The sequence below is a fragment of the Salegentibacter sediminis genome (genome assembly GCF_002078605.1).
Lineage (GTDB): Bacteria > Bacteroidota > Bacteroidia > Flavobacteriales > Flavobacteriaceae > Salegentibacter > Salegentibacter sediminis.
In genome coordinates, this window is sequence record NZ_MSJR01000001.1 from 826,329 (window position 1) to 848,094 (window position 21,766).

The 21,766-nt window shown below is 40.2% G+C and carries 20 protein-coding genes and 1 other RNA gene; 10 read left to right on the forward strand and 11 right to left on the reverse strand.

Annotation, left to right across the window (positions count from 1 at the left end):
• The first annotated feature begins 11 nt into the window (after positions 1-11).
• Positions 12-761, forward strand: coding sequence for a hypothetical protein (locus tag BUW93_RS03890; protein ID WP_081209356.1), 750 nt, complete (start codon positions 12-14; stop codon positions 759-761).
• A 222-nt stretch (positions 762-983) separates the two neighbouring features.
• On the opposite strand, the gene BUW93_RS03895 is transcribed toward BUW93_RS03890, so the two are convergent.
• Positions 984-2,234 (reverse strand): site-specific integrase, encoded by a 1,251-nt coding sequence (locus BUW93_RS03895; protein ID WP_081209357.1) that lies wholly within the window; start codon positions 2,232-2,234, stop codon positions 984-986.
• A gap of 258 nt (positions 2,235-2,492) precedes the next feature.
• Positions 2,493-2,892, reverse strand: a transfer-messenger RNA (tmRNA) gene (gene ssrA, locus BUW93_RS03900).
• A gap of 157 nt (positions 2,893-3,049) precedes the next feature.
• On the opposite strand from ssrA, the gene BUW93_RS03905 reads away from it, so the two are divergent.
• Positions 3,050-4,276 (forward strand): NAD(P)-dependent oxidoreductase, encoded by a 1,227-nt coding sequence (locus BUW93_RS03905; protein WP_081209358.1) that lies wholly within the window; start codon positions 3,050-3,052, stop codon positions 4,274-4,276.
• A 43-nt stretch (positions 4,277-4,319) separates the two neighbouring features.
• Here the strand turns inward: BUW93_RS03905 and BUW93_RS03910 are convergent, their stop codons facing one another.
• From BUW93_RS03910 to BUW93_RS03925, 4 genes are all read right to left on the reverse strand, one after another.
• Positions 4,320-5,078, reverse strand: a complete 759-nt coding sequence (locus BUW93_RS03910; RefSeq protein WP_081209359.1) for an oxygenase MpaB family protein — start codon at positions 5,076-5,078, stop codon at positions 4,320-4,322.
• A 54-nt stretch (positions 5,079-5,132) separates the two neighbouring features.
• Positions 5,133-5,417 carry a hypothetical protein gene (locus BUW93_RS03915; RefSeq protein WP_081209360.1) on the reverse strand — a complete coding sequence of 95 codons (285 nt, stop codon included), beginning with the start codon at positions 5,415-5,417 and terminating at the stop codon, positions 5,133-5,135.
• Positions 5,418-5,488: 71 nt separating this feature from the next.
• Positions 5,489-5,797 (reverse strand): winged helix-turn-helix domain-containing protein, encoded by a 309-nt coding sequence (locus tag BUW93_RS03920; protein ID WP_081209361.1) that lies wholly within the window; start codon positions 5,795-5,797, stop codon positions 5,489-5,491.
• The gene (locus BUW93_RS03925; RefSeq protein ID WP_081209514.1) at positions 5,798-6,433 is read right to left on the reverse strand and encodes a hypothetical protein; all 636 of its coding nucleotides are present in this window, start codon (positions 6,431-6,433) and stop codon (positions 5,798-5,800) included.
• Between the two features lie 120 nt (positions 6,434-6,553).
• Here BUW93_RS03925 and BUW93_RS03930 point away from each other — a divergent pair, with 120 nt between their 5' ends.
• Positions 6,554-7,384, forward strand: coding sequence for an endonuclease/exonuclease/phosphatase family protein (locus BUW93_RS03930; protein ID WP_081209362.1), 831 nt, complete (start codon positions 6,554-6,556; stop codon positions 7,382-7,384).
• Between the two features lie 92 nt (positions 7,385-7,476).
• On the opposite strand, the gene BUW93_RS03935 is transcribed toward BUW93_RS03930, so the two are convergent.
• The 4 genes from BUW93_RS03935 to kdsA form a co-directional block, all read right to left on the reverse strand.
• Complete coding sequence (locus BUW93_RS03935) at positions 7,477-8,334, reverse strand: universal stress protein (RefSeq protein ID WP_081209363.1); 858 nt, start codon at positions 8,332-8,334, stop codon at positions 7,477-7,479.
• A gap of 11 nt (positions 8,335-8,345) precedes the next feature.
• Positions 8,346-9,968 carry a BCCT family transporter gene (locus tag BUW93_RS03940; protein ID WP_081209364.1) on the reverse strand — a complete coding sequence of 541 codons (1,623 nt, stop codon included), beginning with the start codon at positions 9,966-9,968 and terminating at the stop codon, positions 8,346-8,348.
• Between the two features lie 27 nt (positions 9,969-9,995).
• The gene (locus BUW93_RS03945; protein WP_110688257.1) at positions 9,996-11,147 is read right to left on the reverse strand and encodes a hypothetical protein; all 1,152 of its coding nucleotides are present in this window, start codon (positions 11,145-11,147) and stop codon (positions 9,996-9,998) included.
• A gap of 81 nt (positions 11,148-11,228) precedes the next feature.
• The gene (kdsA, locus tag BUW93_RS03950) at positions 11,229-12,047 is read right to left on the reverse strand and encodes a 3-deoxy-8-phosphooctulonate synthase (protein ID WP_081209365.1); all 819 of its coding nucleotides are present in this window, start codon (positions 12,045-12,047) and stop codon (positions 11,229-11,231) included.
• 148 nt (positions 12,048-12,195) lie between these two features.
• On the opposite strand from kdsA, the gene BUW93_RS03955 reads away from it, so the two are divergent.
• The 4 genes from BUW93_RS03955 (at position 12,196) to BUW93_RS03970 (ending at position 15,139) form a co-directional block, all read left to right on the forward strand.
• Positions 12,196-12,681, forward strand: coding sequence for a DinB family protein (locus BUW93_RS03955; protein WP_081209367.1), 486 nt, complete (start codon positions 12,196-12,198; stop codon positions 12,679-12,681).
• 38 nt (positions 12,682-12,719) lie between these two features.
• Positions 12,720-12,920, forward strand: a complete 201-nt coding sequence (locus BUW93_RS03960; RefSeq protein WP_081209369.1) for a hypothetical protein — start codon at positions 12,720-12,722, stop codon at positions 12,918-12,920.
• A gap of 98 nt (positions 12,921-13,018) precedes the next feature.
• A complete protein-coding gene (gene typA, locus BUW93_RS03965; protein ID WP_081209371.1) occupies positions 13,019-14,818 on the forward strand; it encodes a translational GTPase TypA in 1,800 nt (599 codons plus the stop codon).
• 63 nt (positions 14,819-14,881) lie between these two features.
• Positions 14,882-15,139, forward strand: coding sequence for a YgjV family protein (locus BUW93_RS03970; RefSeq protein ID WP_081209372.1), 258 nt, complete (start codon positions 14,882-14,884; stop codon positions 15,137-15,139).
• A 32-nt stretch (positions 15,140-15,171) separates the two neighbouring features.
• On the opposite strand, the gene BUW93_RS03975 is transcribed toward BUW93_RS03970, so the two are convergent.
• Positions 15,172-15,855, reverse strand: a complete 684-nt coding sequence (locus BUW93_RS03975; protein WP_081209374.1) for a cell division ATP-binding protein FtsE — start codon at positions 15,853-15,855, stop codon at positions 15,172-15,174.
• A 148-nt stretch (positions 15,856-16,003) separates the two neighbouring features.
• Here BUW93_RS03975 and BUW93_RS03980 point away from each other — a divergent pair, with 148 nt between their 5' ends.
• The 3 genes from BUW93_RS03980 to BUW93_RS03990 all read left to right on the forward strand — a co-directional run bounded on the left by BUW93_RS03980 (position 16,004) and on the right by BUW93_RS03990 (position 21,588).
• Positions 16,004-16,576, forward strand: a complete 573-nt coding sequence (locus tag BUW93_RS03980) for a DsrE family protein (RefSeq protein ID WP_081209376.1) — start codon at positions 16,004-16,006, stop codon at positions 16,574-16,576.
• Between the two features lie 235 nt (positions 16,577-16,811).
• Positions 16,812-19,832 carry a tetratricopeptide repeat protein gene (locus tag BUW93_RS03985; protein ID WP_081209378.1) on the forward strand — a complete coding sequence of 1,007 codons (3,021 nt, stop codon included), beginning with the start codon at positions 16,812-16,814 and terminating at the stop codon, positions 19,830-19,832.
• Positions 19,833-19,854: 22 nt separating this feature from the next.
• Complete coding sequence (locus BUW93_RS03990; protein ID WP_081209380.1) at positions 19,855-21,588, forward strand: porin family protein; 1,734 nt, start codon at positions 19,855-19,857, stop codon at positions 21,586-21,588.
• Positions 21,589-21,766: the final 178 nt, after the last annotated feature.

Consider the following 21,766-nt stretch of genomic DNA (forward strand, 5'->3'; position numbering starts at 1 on the left):
ATCTGTAGAAAATGAGTCCGGAAATCTCAGTTCCCATACAGCTATTTATAAATGCACAACAAAAAGGCTATGTTAAAAAGCTCCAATTCTTTTTATCCTTAAAGCTTCTTTATAGATGCGGAAAGGCGAAACTAGATGCAGGGGAATTACTATTTTTAGAACTCACTGAAGAAATCAGCTCCCGAAAAACTACTTTGAAGTATATAGACTTTCTTGTAGATAAGGGGTGGCTGCAGTACAATGCAAAGACAGGATATTATATTATTAAATCCTTCGATAGGATAAGAGATGAGAACAATTGGAAGATAAGACTTTCTTTTCCGGTGGATTTTAATTCCTACAGGAACATTAAGGCAATTACAGGAGCAATTTTCTATGGGTACCTTCATAAAGACTTCTGGAGAAAAGTAAGGAGAAAGAAAAGCGTACAGATAAAAGGCAGTACCTATCATTTTCTCTCCCCTCACTTTAATTATAAAGAAGCACCCGCACCGCTTTCTGTCCTAGGGATCTGTAACATATTTCAGGTTTCACCGTCTACTGCTTCCAGGCTTAAAGATTGTGCCGTAAAGCAAAAGTTGCTTGCGGTTGAAAAAAATTATGGCACTGAAGTACCTAATAAAAAAGCCATGGAATTGTGTTTAGACTACAATGATAAGAGGAACAATATTGTTTTTTATCAGGGAAATTACCGATTCCAGTTAATTGATACTATTTTACCTCTTTTTCTTTTTAAAAAGCGGCAAAAACTGAAAACATAAAAGAAAGGTTTATAGGATGTATTAAAATAAAAAACTTTTTGGCCATAGTTTGAGAATGTTTGAGCGCGATAGCGTGTTTGCTTATTTTTCGAGGCCAAGAGTATCCAAGCTTTTATAGTTGAGGAGCAGAGCTTGTTTCCAACTTGTTTATTACTAGTCCATTTTTTGGACAAGTTGAATTTATAAAACAGAATCGAATCTAGTGTAACTTCTAAATTTTAGCTAACTCTCTTTTGATGTATTCTTTTTGGTAGATTCTGCTTCCAGCTTTTCTCGGAGTTCTTTCATATCATCACTAATTTTTCTATCTACAATTTTAGCGTAATGCTGAGTGGTCCTTAAATCTTTATGGCCAAGCATTTTGCTCACAGATTCTATTGGAACTCCATTTGTTAGTGTAATTGTGGTGGCGAATGTGTGTCTAGCAAGGTGAGTAGTGAGTGGTTTTGTAATACCGCACATCATAGCTATTTCCTTTAAAAAAGCGTTAGACTTTTGATTGCTGAGAACCGGAAGAATACAATTTCCATTTTTTACTTCTGGGTGTTCCTTGTATCGATCGATGATTTCCTCAGCAATAGGAAGTAAGGGGATGCTGCTTAAGGATTTAGTCTTGGTTCTTTTTATCCTAATCCACTTTCCACCATCAATTCCTGTAGTTAAGTCTTCGTCACTTAATTTTTTTACATCGGAATATGCTAATCCAGTATAGCAACTGAAAATGAACATGTCTCTTACAAGTTTTAAACGGTCAAAATAAAGATCTTTTTCAACCAGAGTTTTTACTTCTTCTTTATTCAGAAATTCACGCTCAACAGATTCGAATTGTACCTTGTAATTATAGAAAGGATCCCGGTCCATCCACTGGTTAGCCAAAGCAATGCGAATAATTTTTTTAAAATTGTTGACATACTTAAGGGCTGAGTTATGATTACATTCCCGCTTGGTCTTAAGAAAATACTCGAATTTAGAGATGAAGTGATGATTAATATCATTCATGGGATAATCCTCAGTCTTATATTCTTCCAAAAGGAATTGCTCAATATGATTATAACAGGTCCAGTATCGCTTTGCCGTGCTCTTGGATATACTTTTACCCGATAGCCTATCCATTTGTTCATTATGCTCTTTAAAGACCTCCAGGGTCAATTTGGGCGCTTTTTTGTTCTCACCCTTCAAGTTCCCTATCATTCTGGCAGCTGTAATCCGTTGATCGTTATCTGATAATATCTGGTGAATTTTATTGAGCTTATGGCGAATATTGTTGATATGGGTATTGATTTCTTTTTCGTTCGGATTATTACCCATTACTTTTTGCAATTTGGAATTCCATATTTCAGGCTGAATTCTTCTGGAAATACTGTATTCCTTTCTTTTTCCATCAACCGTAAGACGGAGATAAATAGGTGCTACTCCACGTTTATTTTTCTTTTTTTCCAGGAGGTGAAAGTGGGTGTGAAAATCAGTTCTCATAAGTTTTTCAAATTTTAGGTCTCGATTGGTCTCGCAAAGTACCTAAAAAGAACATAAGATTTAAAACTTTAACTTAGTGTAAAGAATTGAAAAACAACAATTTGAGAGCTTAGCGAGACCCCTTTTTGAATTTAGAAATAGGTCACCGAATTGGTCTCGATTTATTTGATTTTATATGGTTTTATTTGATAGCTATAAAAACAAAAAACCCTGTAAATCATAGGATTACAGGGTTTTTGATGTCATTTGATAGGTAAAAAGTGGAGTCGGAGGGGTTCGAACCCTCGTCCAAACAAGCAATTCAGATGCTTTCTACACGCTTAGTCTTCGTTTGGTTGTCGATGCAAGACCGGCCGAAAACCACCAATCTTACACGTATTCCCAATTAAGTTTCGAAACCGCATCAGGACCCTACGGTTTCTATATTTACTTTTTCGGTGCCTCTGGAGCGGACGCCGTAAATCAAGGCTTCCGCGAGGCATCTTGGCTCCCTACCTTGTAGGGACTAAGAGTAACCTACTGTGATTCGGTTACGCAGCCAAGGCGTAGTTATTCTCGCCGTTTAAAAAAGTGTGAAATATGAGATTTACGAGCTATATCCCAGCGCTCGACGTGCTTACAACTCAATTAGACTCGCTGTCAAAACCAAGTCGACCCCATATATTAAAGAACTTCATTTCCGCCTTTTGAATCCCTCAGGATAAACTTCGACATGAAATATTCTCAGTTATTCTTAACTGATCTGAGCCTGCAAAGATACCAATAAAATTATATCTTTGAAACTCACTCATTACTATGCAAAATACATACCAGAAATGATAAAATTCGCCCTAATAAAAGAACGCAAGACTCCGCCAGATCGCAGAGTGGTTTTCTCCCCTCAAAAACTGCAGGAAATATGTCAAAAATTCCCTGAGGCCGAGTTTAAGGTAGAGAGTTCTGATATTCGTATATTTTCTGATGAGGCTTATCGAAAGGCCGGGTTTGAGGTGACAGACGATGTGTCAGATTGTGAGGTGATGCTGGGAGTGAAGGAAGTACCATTGCCTGCACTTATTCCGAACAAAAAATATTTCTTTTTTTCGCATACCATCAAAAAGCAACCTTATAACCGCGACCTTTTAAGAGAAATCCTGAAGAAGAATATTGAACTCTACGATCATGAGGTGATTGTGAAGGAGAATGGGGCCAGACTTATTGGCTTTGGGCGTTACGCCGGGTTGGTAGGTGCCTATAACGGTTTCCGCGGAATTGGACTTAAGGAAGGGCTTTTTCGGCTTCCCAAGGCTGAAGATCTCCCCGACCTCGATGCTATGTGTGCCGAACTGGACAAGATTAAAATCCCCCCAATTAAGATTGTGCTCACCGGAAGCGGCAAAGTAGCTCATGGGGCAAAGGAAATTCTCGATCATTTAAAAATAAAGAAGGTAGGAGTTGAAGAGTATTTAAATAATGATTTCAAGGAAGCGGTATACTGCATAATTGACGTTTTGGATTATAATAAGCGCAAAGATGGTAGCCTGAGAAATAATAAAGATTTCTATAAACATCCTGAAGAATATAAGTCTGATTTTATGCGTTTTGCCAGGCAAAGTGATATGTTTATCGCGGGGCATTTTTACGGAGATGGAGCTCCTGTATTCTTTACTTCTGAAGATGCCAAATCACCTGATTTTAAAATAAAATATATCGCCGATATCTCCTGCGATATCCATGGGCCTATAGCCAGTACTATTAGACCTTCAACCATATCAGAACCCTTTTATGGATATGACGCCCAGAATGAGTCCGAGGTAGATTTTAGAGAAAAGGACTCTATCCTGGTTATGGCTGTAGATAACCTCCCTTGTGAACTTCCAAAGGATGCCAGCGAAGGTTTTGGAGAAATGTTCCTGGAGCACGTGATCCCGGCATTTTTTAATAATGACAAAGATGGTGTGCTAAAAAGGGCCAAAATGACCAGCGCCGGTAAATTGACCGGAAAGTTCAACTATCTCGAAGACTATGTGACAGGGGAACTGGTTAAGCAGGACAATATCTAATTAGAGTCTGTACTAACTACTAGCTTTTTAGAAAATTTTATTTTCAGTTTTGATCCAGGGAGTTTATCTCTTTGCGATATGCGGCTGGAAGGATCAATGATCTCAAAACCCGGTCAAGTTTAATCCTTCGACTTATTTGGTATGGGGGAAGCAAGAGGGTGAGAAGCGATAACTTCCGAAGCGATAAGAGGTCTCTTACTTTCTTCGGCGTGATATAGATTTGGGTTTCGAGTAACAGGCGATAACGTAGGGGGCCGAGATGTTTTCGGTACCGGCGATAGAGATCCCGGGTGTAATCTCCGGCTTCAAGGTTTTGTTTAAGATGCGATTGTCGCATCTTTTGGAAGGCTTCAAAATCTTGTGGTAATCCCTGTAACTGCATTCTTTTTCCAACCCGAAAGAAGACGTGGAAAACTTCCTGTTTTTGGGTTAAGTTTAGTTCTTTTTCGAGCAGCTCATAGGACCTAATGGAATAATCAATGAGCATGAAAAGCACATCCCTGTAGGCCCAATCGGGAATCGCCTTCCCGCGATTAGCTTCTACGGCAGAATGAATTGCAGCGATAGAATCAATGGCCTTTAAAGCAGTTTCCTTTTCAGAAAAAACTATTTTCCGGGCATAGGAAACTGTAGAGAAGAGCCTACCCAGGGGGTCATTGGGTAGCCTACCGGTATAGTAAAGCCAGTCTACAGCCTTGTTAAGAGCAAACTCGGCCGATGCTCCCGCAAAGATAAAGAGAATAGTGTCCCCCTTACCCCAGATTTGCCGTACTATCGAATTCTCATCTACAAAATATTCCATTACAGGGTTTTTAAATTTCCAGGTTTCTTCGTTCTGGAATTTTTATGGAAATACTTAACTCCCTGCGAAAGGCGTTCCAAAAACTCCCACAGCTAATTCTGCCCAAATCAAAAAAAGTATGGCCAGGATGATCCCGGATAAAATAATTCGGTTTTTGATGGTTTTTACCCTTCTCAATATAAATTCTATTGCCAGCCCGGTACTTAAAAGCAATACTGCTGCAATAACAAAATCGGAGGTTGTCCATACTACCTCTGCGCTGAACTGCATAGCGACCAAAGGAATCAGTAAAAGAACTGGCACTATAAACACGATAAATAAAAGTCTCTTGTTTTTCATAATAAATAGAATTAAAGTTTATTGCCAGGTAAGCACTTTGAAATTCAAAGTAGGTTGATAAATTTTTTTTGTTATGTTTTTTTATGATTTTGATTTAATAGTTTTTCAATCGCTTCTATATGTTTTCTGAAATCTTCCCGGCCTGTCTCAGTTGTGCTATAGCGGGTGTTAGGTTTGCGGTCAATGAATGATTTTTCTACTTTTACATATCCTTTTTTTTCCAGGGCTTTCATATGGCTTGCAATATTTCCGTCGGTTACGCCCAGGACTTCTTTAAGCGTAGTGAAATCGGCATACTCGTTTACCATAAGCACACTCATAATTCCCAATCTTACCCTATTATCAAAAGCCTTATTGATATTACCGATGATGTTTTTCATCTATTCGGGTTTGCGTTCATACTTATTATACATCCAAATGCCATAAAGAATGTGGAAAAGACCAAAGCCTGCTGTCCAGAAATACAATCCGTAGGCAGGGAACTGGGTGGAGATTAGTCCCAGAACCAAATTGGTATATCCCAGATATTTAAGGTCGCTATAAGTGTATTTGCTGGCGTGAATTAAAGCCAGCCCATAGAAAATCAGCATGGAAGGCACCAAAAGCTGCACCATTTCATTTTGTAATAAAACCAGACAAAAAATTCCGCCGGCAAAAAGGGGAGCAGAAAAATTGATCATCAATCTTTTACTCGTGCTATCCCAGATCTTCTTATTATTTCGCTTTGCCTTATAGGTGGTGAGTGCAATGGCGGTTCCAATGGCTAAAACGAGAACAGCAAGAGCTAAGTAGAATAATTGGTCTATAAGATTAATGTCACCAAAAATCACAAGCTCCGAAACCTTATTTGTATTACTGGCTTGTTCTGAAAGAAGGAAGCCAGCTATCACTGCTCCTATAATGGCATAGCATCCGGCAAAAACTCCTGCGAGCCCACTTAAGGAAATAAAACGGGAGGAGCTGTTCATCATTTTTTTGATCTCGCTAAGATCCCGTAGATACTTTTCATTTTCCATTTTAAAGTACTTTGAAATACAAAGTAAGTGAAAAAAACCGATAAAATTACATTCCTCTAAAAAAATAATCATTATCCTGGGTTGTGAATTATTGCGATCTTTGTATAAAACTGAAATTTTATGAAATATCTTTTTTCACTATTCGCCGTTTTGTTTTTGCAACTTGATCTCCAGGCGCAGGAGATGGATCTTATGACTTACAATATTAGATTTCAAACCGAAAACGACGGAGAGAATTCATGGTCAAAACGAAAAAACCATCTTACCAAGCAGATTAAGTTCTACGAACCTGCTATTCTTGGGGTTCAGGAGGCTGTGTTGAGCCAGCTGAAGCATTTTGAGAACGAGATGGATAATTACAAATACATAGGTGTGGGGCGCGACGATGGTAAAGAAGCAGGGGAGTTCAGCGCGATTTTTTATGATCTGCGGGAAGTGGACATTCTGGATGAAGGAACATTCTGGCTTTCTGAGACTCCTGGTGAGGTTTCTGTAGGTTGGGATGCCGCCATGGAGCGTGTGTGTACCTACGGGAAATTCAGGGAGAAAACTTCGGGGAAAGCTTTTTGGGTCTTTAATACACATTTTGATCATAGAGGAGAAAAAGCCAGAGAGAATAGTTCAAAACTGATCTATGAAAAAATTTCAGAATTGAATACAGAAAAACTTCCGGTAATCCTTATGGGGGATCTCAACCTGGAGCCAAATGCACCGGGGATCAAATTCCTTTCAGAAAAAATGAATGATTCTAAAAAGGTAGCCGACCTTGATTTTGGCCCCGAAGGCACTTTTAATGCCTATGAATTCAACAAACCGGTAAAAAGAAGAATTGATTATATTTTTACCAGTGATGATCTAAAAGTGGTGAAATATGCCGTTTTAAGTGATTCCTGGGAATTAAAATATCCTTCAGATCACCTGCCGGTATTTGTAAAGGTGGAATTTAAATAATTCTGAAAATAATATTACTAAAAAACCGGAATCATCCGATTCCGGTTTTTTTAAATCCTTGCGTTAATTAAATTATTTTCAAAAATAATCGGTTACTTGGTGATCCATAAGGGAGCCGGTAATTCCTGATTAAACACTTCGTCTGTTACGCTCCCTACCATTAATGATGATACGGCATTACTACCTTTATCACTTAAAATAATCATATCGGCCTTATCTCTTTTGGCTTCGATAAGCAATTTTTCACCTATGCTGGCATCCCGGCCGGGGTAAATCTTAAAACCGCTTTCCTTCTCGTAATTCATTTTTTTCAAAAATTTAGTGGCTTTTTCCCGGATGTGGGTTTCAATTTTAGGGGCGACTTCCTCTTTTATCAAATAAGGAGTAAACTGAACCGGCACATTAAAGATATGAACCAGGTTAATTTGGGCTGAAGTGAGATCTTTAAGCTTTATCCCTCTGGTAAAGGCTTCCTGTGAGGGCCTGGAGAAATCTGTTCCCACCCAAATGTTATTGATTTCTGGTTTAGCCGTTGGAGGAATGCTAAGCAGGTCACATTTTAACATCCTCAACAATTTACTGCTCACCACGCCACTTCCTTTGCCCGAGGGCTTATTGCCTAAAATAGCAAGATCTATGGAATATTTATGGGTAATGTAGTTAATAAGAGATTCTGTATAAGGGTCTTCAGAAGTTAGAACCTCCCAGGGCGTATTGCTTTTAAAAGAGTTGGAAATTTTATCGTCCAGTTCGTCCCCAATAATTTTGTCCAGATTCAAATCTTTTAGCTCTTCTTTGAAAAGCTCTGAGATCTCATATTTTTTAATGTTATGTACAAAATAGATCTTTTCTGCTCCAAGTAAATCTGAAATAAAAGCAGTGTATTCAATAAGGGTGTCATCACTATTAGAAAGATCTAAGCCAACGAGTATATTTTTAATTGCTGCCATAGCTTAATATTTTATTTTTTAGAAATTGGATTATCTCTGCGTTTCTTGACGATGTCTGCAACTATTTCTTCATAATTCTCAAGCTCCTTTTGAGATTCTTTTTGTCTTATCTTTTTTAAATCTTCATTAAGTCCTTTATACAGCGAGTAGCACATAAAAAGAAGGATGAAGGCAAAGGGCAGACCTGTAACTATAGATGCGGTCTGCAAGGCTTGCAGGCCTCCTCCCACAAGTAAGACTGCCGCTACGGCACCTTCGGTAAGTGCCCAAAAGATTCTTTGTCCCACAGGAGCGTCAATTTTTCCACCAGAGGTTAAACTATCGATCACCAGAGAACCTGAATCAGAGGAGGTGACAAAAAATCCTGCAATCAAAAGCACCGCTACCAGGTTTAATACGATGGCTATAGGATATTCTTCCAAAAAGACAAAGAGGGCGATGGCTACATCTTCATTTACAGCATCTACAATAGCGTTGTTGCCAAGTAAAGCCTCCTGGATGGCTGAGCTTCCAAAAGCCGAAATCCAAAAGAAAGTGACCAGCGAAGGCACGATCAATACTCCAAGAATGAATTCCTGTATAGTTCGGCCCTTAGAAATTCGTGCGATAAACATCCCTACAAAGGGTGACCACGCAATCCACCAGCCCCAATAGAATACAGTCCAACTGTTTTGCCAGTCGTTGCCAGTAAAACTTTCGGTCCAGGTGGCAGTTTCCAGAAAGGTGTAGAAATAATTTCCTGTATTCTGCACGAAGGATTTAAAGATGAAAATTGTAGGGCCCAGTACAAGAACTAATAATAATAGAAGAACAGCAATACGCATGTTCCATTCGCTCAATACTTTCACTCCCTTGTCTACGCCTAATACCACAGAAATTGTGGCGATAATCGTTATTCCTGCAATTAAAATTACCTGGGTAGTAATTCCTTTATCTATAGCGAATACATGTTCCAGACCGGCGGCTATTTGTTTTACCCCTAATCCCAGGGAGGTGGCTAAACCAAAGAGGGTAGCCAAAACTGCAAAAATGTCTATAATGTTCCCAATTCTTCCATAGATACGGTCTCCAAGAAAAGGATAAAAAACCGAGCGTATGGTAAGTGGAAGCCCACGGGAATATGCGAAATAAGCCAGAGCCAGTCCCACCAGAGCATATATTGCCCAGGCGTGAAATCCCCAGTGTAGAAAAGTAAAATTCATCGCCTGGCGGGCAGCTTCGGGGGTTCCTCCTTCTGTCATTGGGGGATTATTAAAATGGAAGACAGGTTCAGAAATACTCCAGAATAGTAAGCCAATCCCCATCCCCGCGCTAAAAAGCATGGCAAACCAGGAAAGGGTTTTAAATTCTGGCTTTGCCTTGGGACCGCCTATTCTTATATTTCCAAATTTGCTGAAGGCCAGGTATATCATAAAAATCAGATACACATTAACAGAAAGAATGAAAAACCAACCCGCCTTGTTGGCCACAAAATCCTGAATTTTATCAAAATAGGATTCTGCCTGCTCCTGGAAGACCAGGGTTAATACAATGCTCGCGATTATGATGAAGGTAGAAGTAAAGAAAACCGGGCCATTGAGTTCCAGTCCGAAAATGCTTGTTCTTTCGTCGCTTCTTACAACTTTTTTTGTCATAGCTTTTGTTTTCTTAATTAATTTTTTCTAAAAATAATACCCGAGGTTAATATTAAACCTTGCTTCCCATTTTGCATCAGGATTTCCCTGAGCAAAATCGTCTATAAAATTACCCCCCAACCAGGAGTGATTATATCCCGCTGCATAATCTATATAGGTATAGATTTGTCCGGCAGTGACCAGAACTCCTGTTACATTCATAAAAGAATCGGTAAATGAATTCTTTCTTTTTTTCATAAATCCAAAATCATTATAAAACTCCAGATTTGAAACCGGCCCCCAGTTAACCGGGATATTCCTTGAAATAGCCAGAGAATATAATTCAAAATCGGAGGCTACCTGGTAGGGCGCGCCGTAAGCCGCCATAGTAATTTCATCACGGCTTTCTCCTATAGCATTCTCCGGGTTATGGGAAGTGGTAAGCGCCTGCGCCTTTAAGTTCCATCGTTTATAGGTGATTTCATAATGAGCAGCCAGCCCGTAGTGGTCTCCGTTTTCTTTGGTATCCAGATTATAAAGCGAGCCATACTGCGCTGAAAGTCCCAACCTGTTGGCGGCCTGCTCCCCGAATTTATAGATGAATTTTCCATTAACCTGGTTGATCTCCTTGTTCCTTCCGGCTATATCATAGGAATAGCGGCTGGGGGAAGATTCGGTGTCGCTCCCAAAGCGTAATTCTTCAGAATTTTTAAAAAAGGCGAAGTGATATTCAAAAGTATCTCCGTAATGCACATATTTTATTCCCATATCGTGATCGTCTTCCAGTCCCATATAATAAGTGAGGTTGAAGAACCAGTTGTGAGAATTATATTGTTGGATTCCAAAAGGAACCTGGGTGAGGCCAACCTGAATTTCATCTAAATCGTTAAACCAGTAGCCCATCCACCCCTGCTTCATGACCCCACCTCCAAAGGCATCGGAATAAAGCCGGTATTCGGCGTTGAGGTATAATCCTTTATACTTTGCATTGAAGTTTACGCGAAACATATCGTAACCAAAATCTCCACCCCTGTTTTTTTGACCTTCTTTCCAGGAGGAGAGATTGTAATTATATCTAAGAGCCCCTCCTACCGCAATTTCTGGCTCTTCCTGGGAGTTTACTAAATCAGGAAGGAAAAGTATGAACGCAAAAAGAAGGTATATCCTTTTGTTTCTAAGAAAGTTGAGGTAGAAACACATTAAGCAACTATTTGGTTAGTTGCTTAAAGCTAAGGAAATAATTAAAAAATGCCGATTTAGGCACTAAGTCTTAAGAAAACTTTAAAATTCATTTATCGTTTTCCTGATCTTTACCAGGCGGGTTAATAAGGCTTCAAGATACTGCAAATCCAACATATTTGCTCCATCGCTTTTAGCAGTAGATGGATCGAAATGCGTCTCAATAAAAATTCCATCTACATTATTTACAACCCCCGCCCGGGCTATGGTTTCGATCATCTCGGGTCTGCCACCGGTTACTCCGCTGCTTTGATTGGGTTGCTGTAGCGAATGTGTAACATCCAGCACTGTGGGGGCAAATTCTCTCATAGTGGGAATGCCCCGAAAATCCACGATCATATCCTGATAGCCAAACATTGTCCCACGATCGGTAATCATTACTTGCTCATTGTGGCAATCGGTGACTTTGGTCACGGCGTGTTTCATACTTTCCGGACTCATAAACTGGCCTTTTTTGAGGTTGATGGTCTTCCCGGTTTTTGCGGCGGCAACCACCAGGTCTGTTTGACGCACCAGAAAGGCTGGAATCTGCAAAATGTCTACATATTCGGCAGCCATCGCAGCATCGCTTACCTCATGAATGTCGGTAATGGTTGGAATTTTAAATGTTTCTGAGACCTTGCGTAGAATTTTTAATGCCTTTTCATCTCCAATGCCTGTAAAACTATCTATACGGCTGCGATTGGCTTTTTTAAAAGAACCTTTAAATACGTAAGGGATTTCAAGTTTATCGGTGATTTCAACTACTTTCTCTGCAATGCGCATGGCCATTTCTTCACTTTCTATGGCGCAGGGACCGGCGAGTAGAAAAAAGTTATTGGAATCTATATATTTTAACTGCGGAATTTTATCAAGTCTCATATCAGAAGATTTTCAGCAGCAAAGATAACTGAATTCCGCTGGAGCTGCAATTTTCAGCAAAAAAGGGGTTTTCCCTTAATTTATTCCGAAGAAAATATTATCGAGCAAAAGGATTTTGTTGTAATTTAATCACTTAATTCTAAGCCTGATGGAACTCCATAAATGTCTTATTTCCGAACTTCAACATGAAGTGGTTTTAACCGAAAAATTCTTAAAGCGTATTCCGCAGGATAAAATGGACTGGAGGCCACATCGAAAATCGATGAGCATAAGGCAGCTGGCTAATCATCTTGCTGAGATCCCCAGCTGGATTACGGCTACTATGGAATTGGAAGAAATGGATGTGGAAGGCTATAAGCCGCCCGATTTTGGCGATATTGAAAGTATCCTGGAAGTGCTGCGCAATAATACCTCTGAAGCGGAAGCCGCCTTAAAAAAACCGGATAGCGAATTTGAAAAGAACTGGAAAATGGTTCACGAAGGTAAAACCCTTATGGATATGCCTAAATTCAACGTGCTGCGAATGATGGTGTTAAATCAAATTCCGCACCACCGGGCCCAGTTAGGGGTTTATTTCCGGTTGCTGGATATTCCCGTACCGGCTACTTACGGGCCATCTGCAGATGAAACCTGAGTTCGTTTTAAAGCCGTAGGTTTGCACAAATTTTAATTATGCAGGCTTTAAAAGAACAATTCCAGAAATTCTATACCCCTAAACGATGCCTTATCAATGCCGGGATAATGTTTGCGGCCGTGATTTTTTTTCTCACTCAAAAACTCGAAGAATTTTTATTACCTATTGGTTTCGGTGTAATTGGAGCCTTGTATCTTACTGGATTTATCTACCTGAAAACCAGGACGGAAAAAAAATAATGCTACTATAGGTATTATTTTCCCATTTTAAGGATTTTAGCAGGGGATTCTTTAAAAATAGGCGTACCTTTGCAGACTTTTAAAAATGAGGCGCTTATATGACAGCTATTAAAAACATTGCAATTATTGCTCACGTTGACCACGGAAAAACTACCCTGGTTGATAAAATAATGTATCACTGCCGCTTGTTTCGCGACAATCAAAACACCGGGGATCTTATCCTGGATAGTAACGATCAGGAGCGGGAACGCGGAATTACCATTACTTCCAAGAACGTTTCTGTAAAATACAAAGACACCAAGATCAATATTATTGATACTCCTGGTCACGCCGATTTTGGTGGGGAAGTAGAAAGGGTGTTAAATATGGCCGATGGGGTGCTGCTTTTGGTAGATGCCTTTGAAGGACCTATGCCTCAAACCCGTTTTGTACTTCAAAAAGCGATCAACCTTGGCCTTAAGCCGTGTGTGGTTGTGAATAAAGTAGATAAGCCAAACTGTACTCCCGATGAGGTTCACGAGAAGGTTTTTGACCTGATGTTTGAACTTGGAGCCGAAGAATGGCAGCTGGATTTCCCTACTGTTTATGGTTCTGCTCTTAATAACTGGATGAGCGATGACCCCGATGTGAAAACCGACAATATAGAGCCGCTTTTAGATATGGTTCTTGAACATATACCTTCTCCGAAGATCGAAGAAGGAACCCCACAAATGCTTATTACCTCCTTAGACTTTTCTTCTTTTACAGGAAGGATTGCCATTGGCCGACTTCAACGTGGGACCCTGAAAGAAGGAATGCAGGTTGCTCTTGTAAAGAGAGATGGATCAATTAAAAAGACCAAGATTAAAGAGCTTTACACTTTTGAGGGCCTTGGCCGTTTAAAAGTTCAGGAAGTTCAGGCGGGTGATATTTGTGCCCTTGTGGGACTGGAAGGTTTCGAGATTGGCGATACCATTGCCGATGTTGAGAACCCGGAAGGTCTTAAAACCATCGCTATCGATGAGCCTACCATGAGTATGTTGTTCACCATCAACGATTCTCCTTTCTTCGGAAAAGACGGTAAGTTTGTGACTTCAAGGCACATCAAGGAACGTTTGACCAAGGAGTTGGAAAAAAACCTTGCCCTTAGAGTTGAAGAAACCGATAGCGCTGATAAATTTTTGGTTTATGGGCGTGGAGTAATGCACCTTTCTGTTTTAATCGAAACGATGAGAAGGGAAGGATACGAACTTCAGATAGGTCAGCCGCAGGTAATCATTAAGGAAATTGATGGTGTGAAAAGCGAGCCTGTTGAGGAGTTAACCATAGATCTTCCGGAAGAAGTTTCAGGAAAAGCTGTAGAAATGGTTACGATGAGAAAAGGGGAGATGCTCAGTATGGAAACCCGTGGCGAACGTATGATCATTCAGTTTATGATCCCTTCAAGGGGAATAATTGGTTTGAGAAACCAGTTGCTTACGGCTACTGCCGGAGAGGCGATTATGGCGCACCGCTTTAAGGAATACCAGCCTTTGAAAGGTGGGATTCCGCAGCGACAAAACGGTTCTCTTATCTCTATGGAAAAAGGAAAAGCCATTCCTTATTCTATCGATAAGCTTCAGGATCGCGGTAAATTTTTCGTAGATCCGGGTGAAGATATTTATGAGGGACAGGTTATTGGTGAAAATTCGCGTCAGGATGATATGGCGGTGAATATTACCAAAACCAAGAAGCTTTCTAACGTGCGTTCTTCAGGAGCCGATGAAAAAGCCAAGATCGTGCCGGCTATTAAATTCTCGCTGGAAGAAGCCCTGGAATATATTCAGAAGGATGAGTATGTTGAGGTGACTCCAAGACATATAAGGTTGAGAAAGATCTATCTTACCGAGAACGAGCGCAAGAGAAATAAAATAGTTTAAGATAATTAATAGGAAAAGACGTCATAGCAACAGCTGCGACGTCTTTTTTATTTTTGCTGAAATATGGAAATATTAGGAATTAGTCTTACTGATTGGATTGGTTATATCGCTTCTTTTTTTGTGGCGATCTCTTTCTTTATGAAGAATATTATCACGCTTAGGATCGTGAATTCCATTGGGTGTATTGCTTTTATCGTGTATGGTGTGATGATAGATTCCTGGCCGGTAATTGCAACCAATGCGATAATTGTGGGCGTGAATTTCTATTACCTGCTTATCAATAAAACCACTCACGTTCCGGCAGATGAGGTTAAGCCTTAAGCTCCAATTTCAGAATTATCCCGTAGCGTGAATTAAACCGATTTCTGCACCACCTCGAATACCCTTTGTCCGTCACATTTTAATGTTTTGGAAGGATATTTTAATAAAAGGGCATAATCGTGCGTGGCCATAAGAATGGTGTTCCCATTCTTGCTAATATCCTGAAGCACTTCCATCACTTCTACTGAAGTTTGAGGATCGAGATTCCCGGTAGGCTCGTCGGCAAGAATGAGTTCGGGATCGTTAAGCAATGCTCTTGCAATAGCAACCCGTTGTTGCTCTCCACCTGAAAGTTGGTAAGGAAATTTAAAACCTTTGCTTTTCATTCCCACTTTATCCAGCACTTCATCGATCTTATGATCCATGGCTTTTTGATCTTTCCAGCCTGTAGCCTTTAGTACAAAAAGCAGGTTGTCTTTTATATTGCGGTCGGTGAGCAGTTTGAAATCCTGGAATACTACCCCGAGCTTTCGACGTAAATAGGGAATATCTTTTTCCTTAAGGGTCCTAAGATTATAATCTACGATGGTTCCTTCCCCTTCGGTAAGCGGTAGATCCCCATACAGTGTTTTCATAAAACTACTTTTTCCCGTTCCGGTCTTTCCGATAAGGTATACAAACTCCCCTTTGTTTACGGTGACATCAACCTCAGATAAAATGAGGCTTTCCCGTTGATAAATAGCAGCGTTTTTAAGGTCCAGGATGGTCTCTGACATAGATTTATGATTTAAGGGTAAAAGTAAGAACTAATTTCACATAGTCAAACAGCTTAAGGCCTAAGATTGTTTCTGAATAACGAGAATAATAAAATTGAAATTGTGGAAAACAATTGCTTATTTTTATAGTTCTTAAATCCCAAACTTTATGAGACCAGTATTATTAGTAATCGTAACTCTTGTTTTTTCTATTAATTTATCGACAGCACAGCAAGGTGATGCCCTGCATCCTATTGTTAAAGGTTTTGGAGGCGTCTATGAGATCGAGGATGCGGTTGAAATACCTGAAAATAAAAAGACCAAGATCCTTGTCGACCTTAAAGAAGCGGTAACCAATCGGATGAACCCTGACGCCGAACCGGATTTTTCAAAACCTATTTGGGGACTTATAAATACTGCACGCCTACTCAATCTACATGGCGTGGGGGGAGTTTCTAAGGAAAATCTGGAGGTTATCGTAGTGGTTCACGGGACAGCAGTAATGTCTCTTTTCGAGGATAAAACTTACCAGGATCTTTTTCAAACTGAATTCGATAATCCAAACCTTCCTATTCTTAATGCCTTGCACGAAGCAGGGGCTAGGGTTGTAGTTTGCGGGCAATCTCTTCTGGCCAGAGATATACAGGCCGAACAATTATTCGAACACACCGAAATAGCACTTTCCGCCTTAACCACGATTTCCAAAAGAGTACAGGAAGGTTACGTGGTTTACAGTTTTTAAGCTTTTTCTCTCTTAATAAAGCGCTGAGGTTGCATTTTAGAGTGTTAAAAACCAGGTGATTGCGATAGCATTACTTGAAAGATACAGTTTTAAAGCAATTTATAAGCTTAAATAACTTCTTCTTCGGAAAATGGTAGAGGGTCTATTTTTTTAGCCTTAACATAATTATCACTTTAAACCTGCGTTAATAAAGCAGCGTTTAAATATCTTTGACCATCAACTTAAACAAATTTTCATGAGACTTAACAAGGCATTCCTGCTTATTGCTTTCCTTTTTCTCTTTGTTTCGGGATTCGCACAACAGTCGGCAGCTTATACCCACGAGCTGGCCGATTTTAACCGTGCGCTCGAGCTTTATAACAATCAGCAATATCTCGCTGCCCAGAACCTTTTTGATGAGGTTATGGATGAGACTGAAGACGAAAAAATCAAGGGAGATTGCGCTTACTATATTGCCAATGCTGCGGTGCGGCTTAACCAACCCGGGGCCGACAGGCTGATGGAGCGTTTTGTTACCCGCTACCCAACTAGCACCAAAACCAATACGGCCTATATTGATGTGGCAGACTATTATTTTGAAACCGGAAAATATTCACTGGCCCGTAAGTGGTATGACAAGGTAGATGAAGGGAGTTTGGGTCGGAAAGACCGCGAACGCTTCTACTTCAATAATGGATATGCTTATTTTAGAGCAAATCGATATGAGCAGGCGAGAACTTACCTGGAACGTGTTCGGGATTCTAAGGAGTATGGTTCGCAGGCAAAATATTATATCGGTTATATGGCTTATGAAGGTGATGACTATGAAGAAGCCAACGAAAATTTTGAAGATATTAAAGACAATGAGCGCTATAGCGAAAACCTGTCTTATTTCCAGGCCGATATGAATTTTAAGCTCGGAAATTTTGAAGAAGCTATAAAATTAGGGAAAGAGCAATTGCCTAATTCCACCAGAATAGAGCAATCTGAACTCAATAAAATTATCGGGGAGAGTTATTTCAATCTTCAGCAGTATGAGGAGGCGATTCCTTATTTGAAGGAATACCGCGGAATGCGTGGAAGATGGAATAACACCGATTACTACCAACTTGGGTATGCTTACTACAAGCAAGGCGATTATGAGAGTGCGGTTTCTGAATTCAATAAAATTATTGATGGGAAGAATGCAGTGGCTCAAAACGCCTATTATCACCTGGCGCAAAGTTATTTGAACCTTGATAAAAAACAGCAGGCATTGAATGCGTTTAAAAATGCCAGTGAAATGGATTTCGATGCTGAAATTAAAGAAGATGCCCACCTCAATTACGCTAAACTTAGCTATGAGATAGGAAACTCTTATGAGAGCCCTTCGCAGGTGCTCATTACATTCCTGGAAACTTATCCTGAATCTGAGGCAAAGCCTGAAGTTGAAACTTTATTGATAGATTCATTTATAACTTCAAAAAATTATGAAGAAGCGATGAGGCTTCTTGAGAACAACAGAAACTTCAGCGATAAACAGGCATACCAGAAAGTAGCTTATTACTATGGTTTAGAATTGTATGAAGAAGGAGATTATCAGGAAGCTATCAAAAATTTTGAAAAAGCCTTGTCTGAGCCTCGTAACCCGAAGATCACCGCGCAGTCAACCTATTGGAAGGCCGAGAGTGAATTCAGCATAAACCGAATTGACGATGCGATAATCGGGTACCGGGAATTTAGCGGAATGAGTGCGGCTCAGGGTACACCCGAAATGGAAAACCTGGATTACAATCTGGGGTATGCTTATTTTAAGAAAAATGAATATGCCCGTGCCGCCGATTATTTTAAGAAATACTCTTCAGATAGTTCGAAAGATTCCGAGAGAAGGAATGATGCTTTGCTGAGACTTGGCGATAGCTATTTTGTAACCAGCCAATACTGGCCGGCGATGGAAGCCTACAATAAGGCTATAGATAATAGTGTGTCCAACAGCGATTATGCTGCCTTTCAGAAGGCAATAAGCTATGGTTTTGTGGGTAGAAATGAAACCAAAGTACAGGAGTTGAACAGTTTTGTAAATCGTTATAACCGTTCTTCTTACCGGGATGATGCTTTATATGAACTTGGAAATACTTACGTTGCGATGAACAATACTTCACAGGCCATTCAGGCTTATGATAGGTTGATTAGAGATGTTTCGGGAAGTTCTTTCGTGCCGAAGGCGATGCTTAGAAAAGCATTGATCTATTATAATTCTGACCAGGGAGAAAGAGCCCTCACCGATCTAAAACGAATTGTCAATGATTACCCAAATACGCCTGAAGCGATGCAGGCGGTATCAACCGCAAGGATGGTTTATGTAGATCTTGGCCGTACCGACGAGTATGCCAATTGGGTGAGAAATGTAGATTTCGTAGAAATTTCTGATGCCGATCTGGATAACACCACCTATGAAGCGGCAGAAAATCAGTATTTCAATAATAACAACGAACGAGCAATTAGCGGATTTGAGAAGTATCTTCAAAGTTTCCCTAACGGAATTCATTCTATAAATGCCAATTTTTATCTGGCACAGCTATATTATCGTCAGGGAAGCAAAGATAGGTCTGAAAAGCATTATGAATATGTGGTGAACAAGCCCACAAATGAGTTCACCGAGCAGTCATTGGCAAGATTATCTGAGATCAGATTAGAAAACAGCAAGTATAACGAGGCAGTTCCTTTATTGGAAAGGCTGGAGAAAGAGGCTTCTTCCGAAGAAAACAGGATATACGCCCAGGCTAATTTGATGAAATCTTACGATGAATTAAACCAGCCAGACAGAGCAGCTTCTTACGCTGAAAAAGTGTTGAATAATCCGCAAGCCGATATCCGTGCGAAAACCGATGCGCAATTGATCGTAGCGCGGTCAGCGATGAAAAATGGTAATGAAGCCCGTGCAAAAACCGCTTATGCCGAGGTGCAAAAGAATGCCAAAGGAGAGCTCGCCGCCGAGGCTTTGTATTACGATGCCTACTTTAAACATAAAGCTGGTAATTATGAGGCTTCGAATGCCGCGGTACAAATTCTGGCCAAAGACTTTTCAGGATATAAGCGCTGGGGTGCAAAAGGTTTGGTGCTCATGGGTAAGAATTTTTACCAGCTTGACGATGCGTACCAGGCAACTTACATCCTGGAGAATGTGATCAAGAATTTCGAGAACTACCCTGAAGTTGTACAGGAAGCCAAAACCGAACTATCACGCATAAAAGCTGAAGAGGCCAAAACCAACTCCTCAGTAGAAACCAATAATTAAAAGTCACTCAATCTACCTGAATATGAATAAAGTTTCGATAAAAGGAAGTCTGTTTTTAAGTTTATGCTTGCTAAGCGGAGTCCTTTTTGCCCAGGACCCCATAGGAAGTGAAACCGTAACCGTAGTCAAGCCTTACACCCCAGAGGTGGGCGATGCCAATAAAATAAGGGAAAGTCCGGTTCGTGCAGATTCTGTAGACCTGGAAAAAAAACCGGTAAAATACAGCATATTTTCTGTGCCGGTAGCATCAACTTTTACTCCATCTAAAGGTCGTGCCACCACCGTGGAGAGGGCCAGACCTGTAAAAGTTTATGATAATTACGCCACTCTTGGTTTCGGGAATTACACCAATGCCCTGGCTGAATTCTACAGCAACCTCGAGGTGAACCGCAGTGATAACTTCGGAATTTATCTTCGGCATAACTCCTCGCAGGGAGGAATAGACGGGGTTTTGCTGGATGATAAGTTTTATGATACCGAAATGAACCTTAGTTACACTTCCCGTAACCGGGATTTGGGCTGGAAGACCGAAGTTGGAGGAGAGCATCAGCTTTTTAACTGGTATGGGCTCGAGCCTTCGGCTAATCTAAGTGACAATGAGATTGCTGCCATAGACCCTGCTCAAAATTATTATTCGGTATATGCTGGAGGAGAAATAGAGCTTTATGATTCTTTTTTCAATAATGCCGAAGCTACATTCAGGCATACCGGCGATTCCTATGAAACTGCCGAAAACCATCTTGATGCCACCGGTACTTTTGAATTTAATATCGCCGGAGAGCTCATCACCACGAATATCTATGCCGATATCTTAAATACGAAGTTTGAAGAGACCTATCTCAACACCGCTTCAGGCCTGGATTATACCTTTATGAACTTCGGAATAAATCCTGGTTTGTTGGTGTTAAGAGATGATCTTACCCTGGATCTTGGTTTGGCCTTCTTTTACAGTATGGATGCTGAGAATTCTGATAATAATTTTTATATATATCCAAGGGTTTCGGCAAGCTATCGTCTGGCCGGGGAATACTTTACGGCCTATGCCGGGATAGAGGGAGATCTGGAGCAGAATACCTATTATAATTTTGTTCAGCAAAATCCATATGTATCACCAAACACAGAGCTACGACCTACCAATAAAGAGTATAACGCCTATGTTGGAGCCAAAGGTAAGTTGAGCAATAGTATTGGTTATAACCTGAGAGGAAGTTACATTTCTGAGCTCGATAAGAGTCTTTTCCGAAGAAATCCTTACGGAAGTGTAAACAATGATAGCGATTACACCTACGGAAATTCATTCAATGTGCGTTATGATGATGTAAGGACCCTTTCGGTTTTTGGAGAAATAAGTGTAGATGTTAACCGGGATTTCAGACTTGCGATAAACGCAGAAGCATTTGATTATTCTACCGATACAGAAACCGAGGCCTGGAATTTACCTAATTTTAAAGCCTCCCTGAACGCCGATTATCAGATCACCGAAAAATGGTATTCGGGAGCCAATATTTTTTATGTGGGGGAAAGGAAGGATTTGCGCAGTTACGGAGATCCGCAACTAATGGACACTGCTCCGGAAACCATTAGCCTGGATTCCTACCTTGATCTAAACGCTCATATCGGTTACCGTTTTAACGACCAGCTTTCAGCTTTTGTGAAAGGGAGTAATCTTTTAAACAATGATTATATGCGTTGGACTAATTTCCAGGTTCAGGGCATACAAGTGCTGGCAGGAGTTACTTATAAATTCGATTTCTAAATCGGAAAACAGTTTTTATTAAAATTTAAAAGCATTCCGTTTTTCGGAATGCTTTTTTGTTTTGGTTCATTTCAAATTTTAATGAATTTGCAATTATTTCTATATTAAATAGAGTAATTTTCTGAATTTCAGGGTTTTATTGTTTTTTGTAAATGCAATACTTAACGTTTAGGCAACA

Bases quoted from the DNA above. Each gene is read 5' to 3' on its own strand.
- BUW93_RS03895 (WP_081209357.1), bottom strand. From the start codon at position 2,234: ATGAGAACTGATTTTCACACCCACTTTCACCTCCTGGAAAAAAAGAAA.
- BUW93_RS03930 (WP_081209362.1), top strand. From the start codon at position 6,554: ATGAAATATCTTTTTTCACTATTCGCCGTTTTGTTTTTGCAACTTGAT.
- BUW93_RS03935 (WP_081209363.1), bottom strand. From the start codon at position 8,334: ATGGCAGCAATTAAAAATATACTCGTTGGCTTAGATCTTTCTAATAGT.
- BUW93_RS03955 (WP_081209367.1), top strand. From the start codon at position 12,196: ATGGAACTCCATAAATGTCTTATTTCCGAACTTCAACATGAAGTGGTT.
- BUW93_RS03960 (WP_081209369.1), top strand. From the start codon at position 12,720: ATGCAGGCTTTAAAAGAACAATTCCAGAAATTCTATACCCCTAAACGA.
- kdsA (WP_081209365.1), bottom strand. From the start codon at position 12,047: ATGAGACTTGATAAAATTCCGCAGTTAAAATATATAGATTCCAATAAC.
- typA (WP_081209371.1), top strand. From the start codon at position 13,019: ATGACAGCTATTAAAAACATTGCAATTATTGCTCACGTTGACCACGGA.
- BUW93_RS03980 (WP_081209376.1), top strand. From the start codon at position 16,004: ATGAGACCAGTATTATTAGTAATCGTAACTCTTGTTTTTTCTATTAAT.
- BUW93_RS03890 (WP_081209356.1), top strand. From the start codon at position 12: ATGAGTCCGGAAATCTCAGTTCCCATACAGCTATTTATAAATGCACAA.
- BUW93_RS03990 (WP_081209380.1), top strand. From the start codon at position 19,855: ATGAATAAAGTTTCGATAAAAGGAAGTCTGTTTTTAAGTTTATGCTTG.
- BUW93_RS03920 (WP_081209361.1), bottom strand. From the start codon at position 5,797: ATGAAAAACATCATCGGTAATATCAATAAGGCTTTTGATAATAGGGTA.
- BUW93_RS03945 (WP_110688257.1), bottom strand. From the start codon at position 11,147: ATGTGTTTCTACCTCAACTTTCTTAGAAACAAAAGGATATACCTTCTT.
- BUW93_RS03940 (WP_081209364.1), bottom strand. From the start codon at position 9,968: ATGACAAAAAAAGTTGTAAGAAGCGACGAAAGAACAAGCATTTTCGGA.
- BUW93_RS03985 (WP_081209378.1), top strand. From the start codon at position 16,812: ATGAGACTTAACAAGGCATTCCTGCTTATTGCTTTCCTTTTTCTCTTT.
- BUW93_RS03910 (WP_081209359.1), bottom strand. From the start codon at position 5,078: ATGGAATATTTTGTAGATGAGAATTCGATAGTACGGCAAATCTGGGGT.
- BUW93_RS03915 (WP_081209360.1), bottom strand. From the start codon at position 5,417: ATGAAAAACAAGAGACTTTTATTTATCGTGTTTATAGTGCCAGTTCTT.
- BUW93_RS03905 (WP_081209358.1), top strand. From the start codon at position 3,050: ATGATAAAATTCGCCCTAATAAAAGAACGCAAGACTCCGCCAGATCGC.
- BUW93_RS03970 (WP_081209372.1), top strand. From the start codon at position 14,882: ATGGAAATATTAGGAATTAGTCTTACTGATTGGATTGGTTATATCGCT.
- BUW93_RS03925 (WP_081209514.1), bottom strand. From the start codon at position 6,433: ATGGAAAATGAAAAGTATCTACGGGATCTTAGCGAGATCAAAAAAATG.
- BUW93_RS03975 (WP_081209374.1), bottom strand. From the start codon at position 15,855: ATGTCAGAGACCATCCTGGACCTTAAAAACGCTGCTATTTATCAACGG.